The sequence below is a fragment of the Okeania sp. SIO2C2 genome, assembly GCF_010692625.1.
Lineage (GTDB): Bacteria > Cyanobacteriota > Cyanobacteriia > Cyanobacteriales > Microcoleaceae > Okeania > Okeania hirsuta.
Window position 1 is genome coordinate 135,770 of the sequence record NZ_JAAHGM010000014.1, and the last position, 16,179, is coordinate 151,948.

Consider the following 16,179-nt stretch of genomic DNA (forward strand, 5'->3'; position numbering starts at 1 on the left):
TTATGAACCTGCCAATTCTAGAATCTATTAAACCGTGGCTCAATTTTTTTCATCCCGCCATTATGTGGATACTATTGGCCTTGACAATTTACGCCTTATATCTCGGTATCAAAGTTCGTAATAGTAGAACTGCTACAGATACAGAAAAGAAAAAAGAATTTGCTAAATTTAAAATCAAACATCACCAAGTTGGCTCCTTTCTCTTAGCTTTTATGGTTTTAGGGTCTCTTGGTGGAATGGCCGTCACTTATATCAATAATGGAAAATTATTTTTTGGCCCTCATCTCTTAGCCGGGTTAGGCATGACAGGAGCGATCGCTATCTCTGCGTCTTTAACTCCTTTTATGCAGAAAGGCCAAGATTGGGCTCGCTACAGTCATATTGTTCTTAATGTGTCAATTCTTGGTCTTTTTAGCTGGCAAGCGGTAACGGGAGTCCAAATTCTGTTAAGGATTATTAGCAATATTTGATTTCTCTCTCTGTTAAAACACGAGAGATTCTAAGTGGATGTTCCGAGTTGGGTTAAAACCACGATTCTCCACGTTTCACACTTAGCTGTCACCGACAATTAGTCGGTGGTGGCAGTCATTTCAGTTATCAGTTATCAGTACCTCTCTCTGCCTGTTTGCGCAGCATTCCGCAGGAAAGTATTGGGATTGAAATATTGAACTTTATTTTTCATCCCCTTGAAAGGGGAGGCTTGAGGCCCTATTTTTTGGTCAATAACGACCTAGACGCTCTAACATACTGACGATTAATGCTATATGCTTTGCGTTTACTTTTAATTATTAATCCTTTCAGAGTGGTTTTATTTAAGGAGCGAGCTATAAATCTCTATCTTTGCTGCCTGCTTGTCTGTTGCCCTGGTCTTGAAATTAATCAGGGGATTAAATTTTTCCCTGATTTTCAGGTTCCATATCTTTACTTGCGTTTTCTTTGTCTGGGAAATGGCAAGTTATGAGTGGTATGAAAATCTATTTGAGTTTTGTGACTCAAGCATTTAGATACTTGTTGTACTACTTTAAGTAATAAACTATCGCCAGTTTTCTGAATCAAACTAGGGGACATTTTCTGAATAAACTGGGGAAATTTTACACTGACGGTCAAATCTAAATCCCATTTTGCACCAGTCATCACAGGAGGCAGTCCTAACTTTTGAATTTCTTTGTGACTAAAAAACTGCTCTGTGGGTAATTCTAGCAACTTCATTTCTGATTGAAAGTTTACTTGATATCCAGGAGGTGTATAATTAGGCACTGGAATAGATATAATTTTATATATTCCTGCGGAGTCTGGTGGTACCAATTCCAGACCTACTCTAGCTTCAACCTGGTATCCAAAAGAACCAAATTTTCCGAGCGATAAATCATAGCCATTTTCTCCAAGAGGCTCAACTTTCATCGGATGAGCGCATTGACAAAACCAACTTCTATGAGACGCAAAGTGCTTTGCTACAGTATCTACATCTGCATATAATTTCATGCAGTCATTATATTTTGTCTTAAACCAGGTAGTTGAGCTAGTTTCCGATACGTCTGTTTCTGTTGCACTTGCATAGAAATCACTAACCAAGTTTTTGTCCATCTCTAAAGTTTGATGTCCTGCCAAGTTGTGATCCATGATTTATTCTCCCGTGTATATATATATACACTATATTCAATATTTTGAGGATTTCCAAATTGCTATCTAGTTTATATACTGGAGAGTACAAAGTTCTGCTAAAAAACAGTTGGCTCTCAAGATTGAAAGTGTTACTGGGAAAGGTTTACAGCACCTACTGTTGTAAATGGAGAATTTTTAACCTTGAGTCCGTGAAACCCTTGACTAGCAATAGTTATTCCCAGAACTTTGCACTGTCTAGTTATATAGCAATCTTATTTGAGTTGTGAGATATTGTAGATTTTAGAGAATAGGGAATAAGGAACAGGAAACAGGGAACAGGAAACAGGTATGGGAGAAACACCGAAGAATAAAATTATCACAAATGACTTAGGATTGCTATACAAAGAATTTAGGCGTTGGTGATTTTGGTTATGATTGTGCTTTAATGGCCATTGCCTAACTATGAACTGAAAAGCATTTCATATTTGGCCAAATTTAGGTTTCATAGGTTGATTCACCAACGCCAGAATTTATATTTATCTTTAAAGTTGAGAGTTAGTAAAGATGATCGGGATTTGAAAACCCAAGTTGTCTCTTAACTAGAGAGACCTAGCTATCCCAAGACCCTATCTATAAAATTCCCTTCTGACCACTGACTACTGACTTCCAGTCAAAAACTGTTAGAATTTATAACTTTAATATAGAAATATAAATTGAAAAATGAAAGTATTTGTTGCTGGATCAACTGGCCAAACAGGTCGTCGTATTGTACAAGAGTTAGTAAGGCGAGATATTCCTGTAAAAGCTCTGGTTCGTGAGTTAGAAACAGCTAAAGAAATTTTGCCTCCAGAAGCAGAGTTGGTAATGGGGGATGTCCTGAATTCTCAAGGTCTCTACGCTGCTATTGAAGATAGCACAGTACTATTATGTGCTACGGGTGCTAAACCCAGTTTTGACTTTACTGGTCCATATCAAGTGGATTATGTAGGAACTAAAAATTTAGTGGATGTTGCTAAACAGAAAGGTATTGATCGTTTTATTTTAGTTTCATCCCTATGTGTGTCTAAATTTTTTCATCCCCTAAATCTATTCTGGCTAATTTTATTCTGGAAGAAACAAGCTGAAAGATATATTCAGAAAAGTGGTCTGAATTATACTATTGTTCGCCCTGGCGGTCTGAAAAATGATGATAATCAATTTCCTATTGTTATGGAATCTGCCGATCGCTTATTTGAAGGTAGTATTCCTCGAACTAAGGTAGCACAAGTTTCTGTGGAGGCGATATTTCAATCAGCAGCTTGTAATAAAATTGTGGAAATTGTTACTCAGGAAGAAGCACCAGAAAAATCTTGGGAAGACTTATTTATTTCTGTCTTTTAACTATAGTTTGAAGGTAATAATTCAAGATGAACTTTAATATCATGTCCTCTGGTATCGTTTGTGTGAACCAAAGGGTGAATATCTACAAAAAATTTAAGTTTTTTTGGACTTTTAAGTCTTCTGTTCTAGATAACTAAAGTCTTCTTCCCTGTTACTTCTTCCTTCTTCCTTACCTTTACCGAAGAGTTAATAATTAAATAATTCAGCTTTGTTAGCCTCCCCTTTCAAGGGGAAAAAATAAATTTTTTCCTTTTAGTCAATCCTCTCCCTAAAAGGGAGGGGTAATTATCCATTGTCTATTAATGAAAATACCGATGCTACTAGACTTGGTATAAGTTATGGCATAGCACATTTTAGAATTATTTTAATACAGTAATTATTATAAAAAAAATCAGCTATTGTACTAAAAAAAAAGGGGCGCAACTTTTTAATAATTAGGTTAAACTAGAGGTTGATTAGGAAACTTTACTACATGAAATTCATAGTAGGCAGCTTCCAAAAAATATTGAAAATCTTTCCTTTATTATTTAGATGCATCCGGTTAAACCTAAGATTATCAGAAGAAAGAAGTCAAGGTCTTCTTATGGTCGTTTTATGCTTTTCAAACGTTTAATTTTTATATCTATATTTATCATCTCTTTTATTTCGTTTTTCCAAATTTTTAAGGGGAACTCAAACATAAGTAAACAGGAAATAACTAAATTAATTTCTCCTAATAAATATAATTACAATGGTGGAGATAAATGGCCTCAACTAGCAATGAAAGGTGGAGATCCTTATATTCGTGCATTAATGCGAACTATTTCAGCTAGCGAGTCTAATTATTCTCGGCCTTATCATGTTGTTTATACAGGTAAAAATGTATCTAATTTGAGCAAACATCCAGACTGGTGTATTACCATCGTTTCTGGTCCGAATAAAGGGAATTGTAGCACTGCAGCTGGACGATATCAAATGTTAACAAATACTTGGTATCTAATGGCAAGACGTTATCATCCTCAACGTGGTTGGTTTATGTTTTGGGAATCTTACAGTTTTGAGCCAAAATATCAGGATGCTGTTGTACATGGTTGGTTAAGCGATCGCAAATATTGGAAAGCAGATATTCCTGGGTTATTAAGAAAAGGAAAATTAGACCGAGTTTTGCGGTTATTATCTGGAACATGGACGAGTTTAGGATATGGAATTGAAACTAATTCTATGAGTAGGAATTTACCGAGAGTATATCGGGAAGTTTTGGAAAATGAATTAAGTATTTTAGGGGAGAATTTTTATCAAAAAAAGGAAAACTCTGTGATAGTTGAGTATTTTCCTAAGGATGTTGACAATGGAGTAGTTGAAAAAGCTTTAAGAACTTTAGATTATCAGTTAATACTTTTACCAACTATAGTAGTGGATCTGCCTAGTAATTCAATTTGGTTTGGTTCAGCAGTAAGTATAAAAGATGTTAAATTAGTTGCTGAAAAATTAATTAGTTCAGGTGTGAGTATTAAAGCTATTCGGCCTTTTAATAAAAAAGTTGCATTCTCAGATTTATTGATTCAAGTGGGAGCTGACCCAGAGGTAAAAAATAGACCATCTTTAACCTTAGAGGAAGTTCGGGAAAAATCTAGTTTTACTAGAGATGATTAATTCAACAATTAATAATTAATAATTACTTCTCCTTCTCCTTCAAATGAATAGGATTGGTGAAAAGGATTTTTTTGATTTATTTATCCCACATTCCGCACGACAAACATACTACAGTACCTTTTTCCACGAAGATGGTGGAACACAGATTCTAATATTAAGAATTATAGTCAATAGTTAATGTAGTATGTATTTATACTTAAACCTTGCTCGTAATTCCTATCATGTAAAAATCTGAGCAATAAATACCTGAAACTACAAGCTAGACCTGCGGAATATCGGATTTATTATTGAAATCAGAGACTTTAAAGTTTAATTATTCGCTCAACAGGGAAAAGGAAAATTATCCCAAATAATTGAGAATTTCTATATTAATTTACTTGATAGTGAATTGGGATTTAATAATAATAAAATCTGCCTCTTAATATGAAATTCGGTTATGCAGTTGTCGCAATCTATACTTACATTCAATGCAGATATAAAATGTCGGAATATCCCTAGATAATTTCCACTTTCATCCTTCATTTTATCCTTTCTACTGACTACTAAATTATACGATAACTAATTATCTGGATACTATATTAAGCTATTTCAATAATTCTATAACTTCTGTTATAGAATTGTAGGTAGTGGTGTACAAGTATTGATGTTTGTAGTTTTGTTTCTGATAGTGAAAGGGATTTACTTTTGAAGAAGGAGACAGGAGACAGGAGACAGGAGACAGGAGGAAAATTACATGAGGATAGTCAACGACCTGCCGCTCCGCGTCTACGCTCCCCCAAGTAATTTTGAACACCCCCGTTGACGGTGGGGTATTAAACCCACAAAGAAAATGATAAATATTACTACATCTACAGGACTACCGAATTGTAGAAATACAGTTATTGTGATTACAATTATGGACTGCTACAACGAAAAAAAAAGATTAGTAAAAACTTCAAGTCAATGCAATAGTAAATCTCTGACTCCTCAGAAAAAACTCTTTCAGATTTGGTGAAAGATTATCTAAAAATACTACGATAATTACTATACTTTTCAAGAACAATGGTGGGGTGATAAAAGTCTGAATTGGGAAGGTGCTTTAGAGAGAGCTTGAATGTCTAGGTTTCCAGATGGCAAAATGCACTCTCATCAACGTCGAGTATCCTCTAAATTAGGGGTAGGATTGAGAATTTCACTAGCAGATGGCCTACAACCTCCCTTAGAGACCTTCGAGCAACTTTATGACTGGGTAGAATCTGTTACTAATCGGGTTAAGGGTCTGGGAGCAATGACAACTTATGATGTAGCTCAACGCTTGGGTATGTGGTTACAGTTATACCCCACTATAGTCTACCTTCATCAAGGAACGTCGGCTGGTGCTGAAAAATTCAATGTAAGAGGAAAGACTGCCCCTCTTGATGCTTTCCCTCCAGAAATTCAACAGTTAGGAGCTGCTCATGCGGAGAATTTTTTGTGTATTTACAAAGAGCATTTTATTTCAACTTCAGTTGTTTAATTAGATGGATAAGAATCCTAAATCAAATCAAAGATTATGATGTTATATCATGTCCGGATAATAAGTGATAAAAAAATTTTTGTTTGTAGTTTTTAAATGTTTGTAGTGTGGGCATCTTGCCCGCGACAGTAGTACCTTATGCTTAGTAGAATCTGCTGTATGTTTATAATTCTATAATTAGGGCTTACCGATCTAATCTAAAAGTCTTTACATATAAAGGTAAGTTCCTTTTTAAGTATCAAAAAGTGCAAGGTTTATAGGTGGTAATAGTTCAAAAATTTAGGATTTTGGTCAAGAGTTGGGCAGAAAAATCAAGGGACGATTCTTCCTGCTATTTCCTCTATAATTTCTATTTATCCTGACTCCTGACTCCTGACTCCTCCCCTTACCATGTATACTTATCCAGCAAACCCTAATTATAGTTTTTCCAAAAAAAATTAGATTATTTGCCCAGTCAGTAACTAGAAATTATGGCTACATCAAAAAATAGACAAGAAATAGACTAAACTATTCATTCTGACTCCTGACTCCTGACTCCTGACTCCTAAAAAATTCCCGCCATTTCCACCAACTCTACACAAACTTGATTCAAAAATTCCCAGTCTACTTGTTCTGGTAATTCAGTTTTAATCTCCTTAATTTCATCAAACAAATCATCAGCTAATTTTTTGACATTTTCATAAGCAATATCCCCATTTCTAATCGATAATAAATACCCTGCATCTCCCACTTTTTTCCGATTCACATAAAGCACCCCCTCCCGCAAAATTTCAATTCCCATTCTTAATAACCGAATACAATGACTCATGTGCTTGGCATCATATCCACACTTTTTTTCTAACTCCTTCCGTTGCAAATTTCTACCTTTATTCCAACTACAATAAGCTTCCCATTGACTTAAACTTTGCCGATAAGCTTGAGTTAAGTGCAACAGATGAATAAAATCGTTTTTTGCTCGCGTATATTCTTGCACTTTTGGTAATAAGTCCTCAGAAATTGGATGCTGTTTAAGAATCGCTTTATAATCAATTTTTTCTAACAACAAATCTCGTAGTTGCTGAGTTGGTTCTAAAAATTCAATACAGTCTCTAACCAACATATAAAGGAATTCCATAAAAGCATTAACTTCTGATTTGGTTAAAGGCCGATAGCTATCTTCATTCAGTCCAAAATCTTGAGGTTCTGGCTTTTTTACTGGAGGATTTAATAGCCATTTTCTATGAGTTTCCACTCGTTTAATTTGAGAGTAAGCATAGCCCGCAAAAGAAGCTCTGATTTTCTGGGAAATAAATGCCTGACGATAGGAAATTAGCTTTTTTCCGACTGGCGATAAATGTAAGTAAAATTCTGAATCTAACCACAGAGTTTCTAATATATTGGGATTGTTGTTATAGACCAAGGTCAGAAATTTTATTAACTCATAAACCACACAATCTTTGACATTATCTAATACTGGATATAAACCTATTCCTGGTTCATCCCAACCTCGGTCTTTTTGTTCAACAGATTTGAAACCTAAATAATAATCTTTGGGAGCAATAAAAACGCCTTTATAATCACAATCTGATGAAGGTGTGGAAGTACCGTAAGCTTGAGAACCTGTCAGGGCAAGTAATATTAATCCTGATTCTACTGTTTTTCTATCCATTCAAATCAAAATTTAAAATTCAAAAGTTATATAAGAAGATCCTTGGGGCTTTTGATCGCTTTTTTTCAGAGGGATCGCCTCGGTGTATTATTTATATTACTAATATATTACAAGAAAATATTCCTGCCATCTGGTAAAGATGTTGATTGACTGTTGTGAGAATGTGATTTTTTACTATTGCGTATGTCAAAATAGTAATGAATATATTTTTTATCATTTTCTTTGTGGGTTTAATACCCCACCGTCAACGGGGGTGTTCACGCATTACTTGGGGGAGCGAATCCATAAGTAATTTTCCTCCTGTCTCCTGTCTCCTGTCTCCTGTCTCCTTCTTCAATTCTAATTTTTAATAATCCTAGTTGTTCGTGTCGGTTGACTTGTGAGAGTAGTTTGATGAGAGCGCAAATGACTTCAACTTCAGTTTTCACAAGGCTTGATACTCTACTATTGCGTATGTCAAAATAGTAATGAATATATTTTTTATTTCTAATTTAGAATTTGTCATAAATATGATCCTTTGTGTTGGGTCAGAGTGTTTTGAGATGAACCACATCGTCACAATCACGCGCCCAGTAGGGAAGTTCCATGGAACGTCCCTACTGTGGTCTACCGTGCAGGAAAACCGCGCTACCGGATTTGATATCATCTCCCCATATACTCAAATTTATTCTGCTATTTGAGAATACCGACATTTAGTTCTCGACTATGAACAACTACCAGAGATTAGTGAAGCTCTGATTTACAGTGCAATAATTTAGATTAATGTTACAAAGGCTTGGTGCTAAAAAATCTGGCTGTTCTTAAGATTTGTTTTACAAACAGTCTCTAAGATCCACATCGAAAAACATATCTCGTTTTAAGAAGGGTCTTCTTTTGTTTCTCGTTATTAGGTCCACACCCTTTATTTCCTTTGGTAACTCTGTAAATATTAGCCCTGAAGTATGGATCACTAGTATATGAACAAACCGTCCGGGTTAGCTCCTGTGATAAATCTCGAATATTATAATTTTGCACTCCTTCACTTTGACATAATTGAGGCATTACTTTTTTATAATTCCAGTGATCTTCCATACAATTGTGGGCAGCATCTCTTGCTTTTCTCCGACATCTATTTGGTACATTATGACCGCATCCTCTTCTTGCATGAAATCTACCTACTATTACGCCGTTTTGAGCGGTTAAACTTGAACTTTCTACCTGATAGTACCCAGTACAAGAACGCTTAATAATTCTTGCTAGCCTGATAGGATTCTCAGTTTTATCAATGAAAGGTTCAGGGTCTATATTTTGTGCTCCTTGAGTATGGGATGGATAGTTAACTATTAGTCCTAAGATCAAACTCGACGCTAAAGTTAGAGGTATCCCTAATTTATAAATTTCTTTTATATTCATAAGTCAGACCTCCCCAATAAGTGTTGTATTGAAATTACTCCTTAACTGTCCTTGGTCTCGCTCACTTTTAATATCTCAAAGTAAATCCACTCTGTCTGTTTCTTTTGTCTCCGTGTACACTATTATCTTATAATCAAAAATTTCAATTACATACATTTTGATAAGTAATTTTACTTAACTACACTGATCTTAATTTCTTTGTGTAAGTATCAAAATATTAAAACCTTACACACCTTGATATATCTTAATTTTAAAGATGGTAGCTTACCCTAAATGCCATAGCTCCCAAGCATTCTCCCATATTTGCTTCACTGACAAGTACCCCTAGTAGTAACCCTTGAGTATCAACCAAGATATGACGATACCCGGCCTTTTACTTTTTTACCGCCATCATAGCCATATACCTCCCCCTGCTTGCTCCGTCCTTACGCTGAGGAAACCTCAGCGCGGGCGGTGCGCTTTTTGCCGTTGTTTTTACCGCCATACGAATCGACAACTGCTGCAGTAGGTTCTGGGTGTCGTGTTTCGAGTATTCTTGTTTCTCGCCGTAGAGTATGATTTATTTCCTCCCAAACACCATGTCGTTGCCATTTACGTACATTTAGTTGATACAGTTTGCCAAGGTGGTAGATCATAGGGCAAAGAACGCCAATGACAACCAGAATAAAAGATATAGAAGATACCATTAACTACTTCTGTGAGATTAGTGTTTGGTTTTTGCCCTCGTTTTTGAGGTTTTGGTAGCAAAGGTTCTAGTAGCTCCCACCTAAGCGATCGCTTAGGTAACTGGCATAAGATTTTCGGGACATTGATTTGACACTCATCGAGGTTTTGGTAGCAAAGGTTCTAGTAGCTCCCACCTAAGCGATCGCTTAGGTAACTGGCATAAAATTTTCGGGACATTGATTTGACACTCATCATTGATTTTTTTATCATTTTCTTTGTGGGTTTAATACCCCACCGTCAACGGGGGTGTTCAAAATTACTTGGGGGAGCGAATCCCCATGTAATTTTCCTCCTGTCTCCTGTCTCCTGTCTCCTGTCTCCTTCTTCAATTTCCTACCTTAAATACCTCTTCATGGCCATCTTTAGCTTTTTTTTACAAACAGTCTCTAAGATTTTTAGACATAGATTTGAAAAAGAATGCAGAGAAGTTAAATAGAGCTTCCCTGCAGGTGTTTGATCAAAGGTTTATTTATGATGATAATTCAGTAGTTAACCTGAGATCATATTATGCCTCAACTGCCATACTTTTGATTTTTAACTCTTCAGAATTAATCCCCATTGGCGATTTCCACAAGCGATCGCCCTGCACCAAAGTATGTACGTTCCAACGGTCGGAACTTTGAGGATAATCGCTACGATAATGCCCACCTCTGCTTTCAATTCGCCATGCAGCACTTTTGAGAATTAAAGAACCTAGATCCAAAAGATTGAGCGTTTCTGCAACCATCCGCAACTGTTGTTCAGCATCAGTCGAGTTTAACTCTATCATCTGGTTAGGTAATAGATTTGCTAAAAATTGAACTACATCCAAACCTGCCAAACTTTCTCGCCAATTATTAATTTTATGTATGGATCTATCTAACAACTCTCTTTCACGAGATATACCCGCACTTTCCCACATTAAACTCGGTAGCATTTGCCGAATCAATTCTATCTTTTCCATATCCCCACTCCAATTAAAGTCTACCTGCGACACCTCAGAATTAGGCGCAACTAAATTTGGCTGAATTTCAATGCGAGATAGTTGAGAAGCAAACACTAAACATTCCAACAAAGAATTACTAGCTAAACGATTTGCTCCATGAACTCCCGTACTTGCCGTTTCTCCGATAGCATAGAGTCCACGAATTGAGGTTTTACTCATTAAGTTACAAGCAATTCCACCCATCCAATAATGAGCAGCAGGAGCAACCGGAATAGGTTCTTGAAAAACATCAATACCCCATTGTTTGCAGACATTGATAATATTGGGGAAGCGATAACGAATGCGGTCGGGAGCAATAGGTCGCAAATCTAAATAAACATGAGCTTGGGTGGGATCATCTGCAGTTTTTTGCAAGTGATGAAAAATAGCTCTACTGACAACATCTCTTGGTGCCAACTCTCCAGCAGGATGATATTCAAAGGCAAAGCGGTTTCCGCGAACATCAATTAGATGAGATCCTTCTCCCCGCACAGCTTCACTAATCAGAAAATGAGGAGCGCCTGGTTTAGTTAAAGCAGTAGGATGAAATTGGAAAAATTCCAAATCTCGTAAAACAGCTCCCGCACGCCAAGCTATTGCTACTCCATCCCCTGTACTCACTTCCGGGTTAGTTGTTTGAGCAAATATTTGACCCCCTCCACCCGTTGCCAGCACAACTATGGAAGATTTTAACCACTGAATTTTACTTTGATGGAGAAGACTAATACCTTGGACGCGATTTTTTTGTGGAGTCAGCCATAAATTTAATGCTACTGCCTGAGAAATAACTTGAATGTTTTGACGTTCCAAAACTTTTGCTGTAAGTGTATCAATAATAGCTCGACCTGTAGTATCTGCGGAATGAAGTACGCGAGGATGTGAGTGGGCAGCTTCTAAAGTCATTGCCAGTTTTTCTCCTTTGCGGTCAAAAGCAACACCCATTTCTACTAGATGAGCGATCGCTTCACCTGCATTCTCAACCATGAATTTTACCGCTTCTTTTTCACATAAACCCACACCTGCTTTGAGGGTATCTTCTAAGTGTAAGAATGGATGATCTGATGGATCTACAGCAGCAGCAATACCTCCCTGAGCGCAGTTACTCGATCCCATATTTATGACATCCTTAGTAACTAAACCAACTCTAAGATGAGTAGGTAAACAAAGTGCAGCATAAAGTCCTGCTGCACCCGAACCTACTACTATAACATCAAAGTAGGGAGAAATGTTTAGAGATTTTAATCTTGGCATTCGTATAAAGTTATTTATTTGATATAGAATAAATCAGTGTACAATTTTGTTGAGCACAGCTTTTCTATAAGGAATTTCAGATACATATTTATAGATAGCAATAGACTATCCCTTGCAATTAAGAGGGGACAAGAAGAATGCTTGCTCATTGTCTACAGATTAGAAAGATTATAATTGCTTTCTTAAAATTCAGCTACTTTTTTACAATTTCTTCGGTTATGAATCAAAAATTATTTAGAGGAACTTATATTTATATTCAGAAGTTATTATGTTTCGGTTTTACTTTGAATATCAAATCCGGTTAAATAACCTCACAATCATTAGACATCTCCATAAAAGAGGGAGTAGGGAGTAGGGGGAAAGAATTGATGAATAAGAGTACGATAATTGATTTGATTTTTTATAATTGGAGGTGTCTATTAGGCTAAAACTGATCGTAAGGTAATTGGAAGCATATGCAATTAGACGGATTTGATATGAGCTTTTAACTTTGAACTCTAACAGTAATTAAATAAATACAGCAAATTTCAGGGGAGTAAGGTATAATTTAAAGTTTATCTCTAATTCTTATTCCCTATTCCCTGTGTTTTAAAAGCATAATTTTTTCTACCTCCAAGACTCGAAAACTTCTGTATTTGCTACAAATATTTGTGATTTTTTACCGAATAATTACGGTATAGTTTATGACTAATCTATAATTTTTATTCATTCCTTGCTCCCTGCTACCTATTCCCTAAAAGTATCAAACTTTGTAACTGATCAACTCGAAAACTGCTGTAATTTTTGAAGCTTATCATCAACACAGTATAGATGTCTAACTTATTTTCAATACCGGAAAATTCTACTTTTAACAGTCGGTCGGCCTCTAAATTTCAATAGTAGAAGCAATAAATGTACCGCGTTCGGCCATTTTATATAATCCGACATGGTGTAATACTTTCTGTGGATGAATAGCAGTTTTTGGTAAACCTTGCTCTGCTGCCATTTCTGCTGTGAGGTCAAAGGTAGCACAACCTTTTTCATATACAGCCACATCTTTTAAAGTAGGCACTAAACCATGATTACGAACCGACAGAATAGTTACAACAAAATCCATCACACAGATATCGGTGCAAATTCCTACCACAACTAAGACTTCCAGTTTGTATTCATTTATCCAGTTTAACAATACATTACGCTGAGTATTAACCTCAATAGAACCGATAAATCCATTAATACAATCCTTGGGAACTAATGTTGCGAGGGGATTATCGTGTAACCATTTCAGTTCTGGGACAAGTTCTTCTTCTCCTGTTCCCTTTTCGCAATGAGGTGGATAAGGAGGTTCTGGTTTCCCTGGTTCGTGGGTATCTAAAAATGCTAAAACTGGCCAACCTCGTTCAACAAAAGTTCTCGCTAGGCGATCGCTTTCTGAAATCATTGTAGCAATTTGTTCGTTAGGTTCTTGGGGTGCTAAGGGACCAAACCCAACAGTGCAAAAACCATTAAGTACATCTACTACAATTAATCCGGCAGAGCGATCGGCTATAATATAAGGTTGTGGATCAACAGGTAAAGCAGCTTGAATAGTTGCTAAGGTAGTATCAGGAGTCGCTAGAGTTGTTGTCATTATAATTTACTCAATGAAACAATAGTATAAATAATGGTAGTCCTGTAAAAGTAATAATAGTGGAGTAAAATGAGGAAAATAGTCAACCATAGTTACCACTATGCCCAACTACCCTCAATGTCACGGTCAACCCGTTGTCAACAATGGCCAGCTCCACAAGGGTAAACAACCCTTCAAATGCCACCACTGTGGTCGCCAGTTGATTGAGCATCCCACTCAAAATACCATTTCTGACCAGACTTCAAGCTGGGATTGACCCGATGCTGCTGGAACGTATTTCTCTGGCTGCCATTGCTCGGGTTGCTCAACTGTCTGAAAAATGGCTTCAAGATCATGTACTTGCCAAATATGCAGAGGTTCCTCCACTGGTGAAAACATCCCAAAAAAAAAAGGGAAGTTAACGTTGCCAGCATTGGAGATGTGGTCGTTTGTAGACAACAAAGGAAATCAGCAGTGGGTTTGGGTAGGACTGGATCAGGAAAGGCGGCAGATTGTTGGGGTTGATATCGGTAAACCAGATCGGGAAGCAGCCAAGCAACTGTGGTCTTCTCTACCAGGGGTAGATCGCCAGTGTGCAATAGTCTACACAGATTTTTGGCAGGCAGATGAACAGGTAGTCCCGAGCAAAAGACATGAAGCCGTGGGCCAACAAACGGGTCATATCAAATCCGCTCGGGTTCGGTATAAAAAAAATTTTCATCTTCATCCAAGAGCAAATGTTTCGCGCATTCTCTTCCCTCCTGAGGAGGTCCTCCTAGATTAACTATCTAATTACACCGATGCTACCGGATTTGATATCAGACAAGCTATATTGAAAGGTTCAACTGTACCATCAGACAAGGAGTATCGCGATTACTTAGGAGAGCACTATCCTGTTGCCAGAAACTAGAAAATCATATCGGAGCGATTTGGATGTTTATTGATCACTACAATGCCTGATTGCAGACATCATTACTTTTTTAGGACTACCGTAAAAATTAATTCGCCTCCCGGTTTTAATATTCTTTTAATTTCTGGGAAAACTAGACGGCGATCGCCACTATGCACAATGGCATCCTGAGACCAAACTATATCAAAGGAGTTATCTGCATAAGGGATATCCTCAAAACTTCCTTGAGTAACTTCTACCAAGTGGCTTAAGTTTTGTTCTTGATTAAGTTGACTGTTGCGTTGATTTTGCAACTGGCTTAAATTGAGACAACACACGAAACAGCCATAAGTTTTAGCCAAATACCTAGCTGCCCCTCCATATCCAGCTCCCAGGTCGATGACCCGTGAATTTTGGTCTATTTTTTCTAGAGTTTGGGCAATGGTTTCTACGGTACGCAGGGACGCATAGTGAATTGCTTCGTCTGGTTGGGTGTAGATGCCATAATGAATATGTTCCCCTCCCCAGATAGCTGCATACATTCTGTCGGTTTCGGTGTCATCATAATATTGTTGGGCAATTTTTACTGCTTCTGTCATTTATCCTCTATCTATAACTTTTGCCTAATTAAATGAAAGTTCTAACATCTTTTGAATAGGTTTTAGTGCTGCTACTCGCGTCTCTTCAGGAATCTCAATTTCTGGTGTTTTATTTTTCATTGCCAGATAAAGTTTTTCCAAAGTATTCAACCTCATGTGAGGACATTCGTTACAAGCACAATTATTCATCGCTGGTGCAGGGATAAAGTTTTTGCTAGGTGCCTTCTTTTGCATTTGATGAATTATTCCTGGTTCCGTTGCCACAATAAATGTTTGGTTTTGGTTTTCCTGACAATACTTCAATAAAGCAGTGGTTGAACCAATATAATTAGCATGACGCAACACACTCGGTTCGCATTCTGGATGAGCGATAATTTCAGCTTCGGGATGCTCTATTTTTAATTGCACCATCTTTTTTTCAGAAAATGTCTCGTGAACAATGCAACTTCCTTCCCACAAAATTAAATCTCGTCCGGTTTGCTCCATGACATAACGACCCAGGTTCCGGTCTGGGGCAAAAATTATTGGTTGGTCTGCTGGTATTTGCTTAACTATTTTGACTGAGTTGGAACTGGTGCAGATAATATCGCTCATTGCTTTAATAGCAGCAGTGCAATTAATATAAGAAACTACTATTGCATCAGGATGGACTGCTTTATATTTGGCAAATTCTTCCGCTGGGCAACTATCGGCGAGAGAGCAACCTGCATCTAAGTCTGGGAGGAGTACCAGTTTATTTGGGTTGAGAATTTTTGCTGTTTCCGCCATGAAATGAACTCCAGCAAAGACAATGACATCTGCATCTGTTTCTGCTGCTTTTTGGGAAAGACCGAGGGAGTCACCTATATAGTCAGCAATATCTTGAATATCCGGTTCTTGATAATAGTGAGCTAAGATAACAGCATTTAATTCTTGCTTGAGGTGAGCGATCGCTTCAAATATATCGTTAGGTATATTATCTAAAGTTTGGTTAGTTTTAAGTTGAGTAGCAAACATTATTAAATCTTTCTGTA

At 37.0% G+C, this 16,179-nt stretch carries 17 protein-coding genes and 1 pseudogene; 7 read left to right on the top strand and 11 right to left on the bottom strand.

Annotated features, from left to right (window positions below; translation table 11 throughout):
- The first annotated feature begins 2 nt into the window (after positions 1–2).
- On the top strand, positions 3–470 hold the full coding sequence (locus tag F6K18_RS14295; RefSeq protein WP_287521750.1) for a DUF4079 domain-containing protein: 468 nt from the start codon (positions 3–5) through the stop codon (positions 468–470).
- 451 nt (positions 471–921) lie between these two features.
- On the opposite strand, the gene F6K18_RS14300 is transcribed toward F6K18_RS14295, so the two are convergent.
- Positions 922–1,620 carry a DUF1997 domain-containing protein gene (locus F6K18_RS14300; RefSeq protein WP_287521753.1) on the bottom strand — a complete coding sequence of 233 codons (699 nt, stop codon included), beginning with the start codon at positions 1,618–1,620 and terminating at the stop codon, positions 922–924.
- Between the two features lie 702 nt (positions 1,621–2,322).
- On the opposite strand from F6K18_RS14300, the gene F6K18_RS14305 reads away from it, so the two are divergent.
- From F6K18_RS14305 to F6K18_RS14315, 3 genes are all read left to right on the top strand, one after another.
- Positions 2,323–2,982, top strand: a complete 660-nt coding sequence (locus tag F6K18_RS14305; protein WP_287521755.1) for an NAD(P)H-binding protein — start codon at positions 2,323–2,325, stop codon at positions 2,980–2,982.
- Positions 2,983–3,576: 594 nt separating this feature from the next.
- On the top strand, positions 3,577–4,614 hold the full coding sequence (locus F6K18_RS36620; RefSeq protein ID WP_353735080.1) for a glycoside hydrolase family protein: 1,038 nt from the start codon (positions 3,577–3,579) through the stop codon (positions 4,612–4,614).
- 1,093 nt (positions 4,615–5,707) lie between these two features.
- A complete protein-coding gene (locus F6K18_RS14315; protein ID WP_287521757.1) occupies positions 5,708–6,109 on the top strand; it encodes a hypothetical protein in 402 nt (133 codons plus the stop codon).
- A gap of 544 nt (positions 6,110–6,653) precedes the next feature.
- Here F6K18_RS14315 and F6K18_RS14320 read toward each other — a convergent pair.
- From F6K18_RS14320 to F6K18_RS14355, 8 genes are all read right to left on the bottom strand, one after another.
- A complete protein-coding gene (locus F6K18_RS14320) occupies positions 6,654–7,757 on the bottom strand; it encodes a DNA polymerase beta superfamily protein (RefSeq protein WP_287521759.1) in 1,104 nt (367 codons plus the stop codon).
- A gap of 257 nt (positions 7,758–8,014) precedes the next feature.
- Positions 8,015–8,185 carry a hypothetical protein gene (locus F6K18_RS14325; protein WP_287521761.1) on the bottom strand — a complete coding sequence of 57 codons (171 nt, stop codon included), beginning with the start codon at positions 8,183–8,185 and terminating at the stop codon, positions 8,015–8,017.
- A 397-nt stretch (positions 8,186–8,582) separates the two neighbouring features.
- Entirely contained in the window at positions 8,583–9,149 is a 567-nt protein-coding gene (locus tag F6K18_RS14330; RefSeq protein ID WP_287521764.1) for a hypothetical protein, read from the bottom strand.
- A gap of 425 nt (positions 9,150–9,574) precedes the next feature.
- The gene (locus F6K18_RS14335) at positions 9,575–9,784 is read right to left on the bottom strand and encodes a hypothetical protein (RefSeq protein ID WP_287279143.1); all 210 of its coding nucleotides are present in this window, start codon (positions 9,782–9,784) and stop codon (positions 9,575–9,577) included.
- The gene (locus F6K18_RS14340; protein WP_161564764.1) at positions 9,741–9,896 is read right to left on the bottom strand and encodes a transposase; all 156 of its coding nucleotides are present in this window, start codon (positions 9,894–9,896) and stop codon (positions 9,741–9,743) included. Before F6K18_RS14340 ends, F6K18_RS14335 begins: the two co-directional genes overlap by 44 nt.
- Before the next feature lie 185 nt (positions 9,897–10,081).
- A complete protein-coding gene (locus F6K18_RS14345; protein WP_275670435.1) occupies positions 10,082–10,204 on the bottom strand; it encodes a hypothetical protein in 123 nt (40 codons plus the stop codon).
- 176 nt (positions 10,205–10,380) lie between these two features.
- A complete protein-coding gene (nadB, locus tag F6K18_RS14350; RefSeq protein WP_287521767.1) occupies positions 10,381–12,090 on the bottom strand; it encodes an L-aspartate oxidase in 1,710 nt (569 codons plus the stop codon).
- An 865-nt stretch (positions 12,091–12,955) separates the two neighbouring features.
- Positions 12,956–13,699 carry an isochorismatase family protein gene (locus tag F6K18_RS14355; protein WP_287521768.1) on the bottom strand — a complete coding sequence of 248 codons (744 nt, stop codon included), beginning with the start codon at positions 13,697–13,699 and terminating at the stop codon, positions 12,956–12,958.
- A gap of 260 nt (positions 13,700–13,959) precedes the next feature.
- On the opposite strand from F6K18_RS14355, the gene F6K18_RS14360 reads away from it, so the two are divergent.
- The 3 genes and pseudogenes from F6K18_RS14360 to F6K18_RS14370 form a co-directional block, all read left to right on the top strand.
- Complete coding sequence (locus F6K18_RS14360; protein ID WP_287521769.1) at positions 13,960–14,100, top strand: hypothetical protein; 141 nt, start codon at positions 13,960–13,962, stop codon at positions 14,098–14,100.
- A gap of 17 nt (positions 14,101–14,117) precedes the next feature.
- On the top strand, positions 14,118–14,462 hold the full coding sequence (locus F6K18_RS14365; RefSeq protein ID WP_287521770.1) for an IS1 family transposase: 345 nt from the start codon (positions 14,118–14,120) through the stop codon (positions 14,460–14,462).
- 35 nt (positions 14,463–14,497) lie between these two features.
- Positions 14,498–14,638: pseudogene (locus tag F6K18_RS14370) on the top strand (IS1 family transposase); the annotation flags it as partial.
- Positions 14,639–14,650: 12 nt separating this feature from the next.
- On the opposite strand, the gene F6K18_RS14375 reads toward F6K18_RS14370, so the two are convergent.
- On the bottom strand, positions 14,651–15,166 hold the full coding sequence (locus F6K18_RS14375; RefSeq protein ID WP_287521771.1) for a cyclopropane-fatty-acyl-phospholipid synthase family protein: 516 nt from the start codon (positions 15,164–15,166) through the stop codon (positions 14,651–14,653).
- Between the two features lie 24 nt (positions 15,167–15,190).
- Positions 15,191–16,162: a quinolinate synthase NadA gene (gene nadA / locus F6K18_RS14380; RefSeq protein WP_287521772.1), complete on the bottom strand. Its 972-nt coding sequence runs from the start codon at positions 16,160–16,162 to the stop codon at positions 15,191–15,193.
- Between the last annotated feature and the right edge of the window lie 17 nt (positions 16,163–16,179).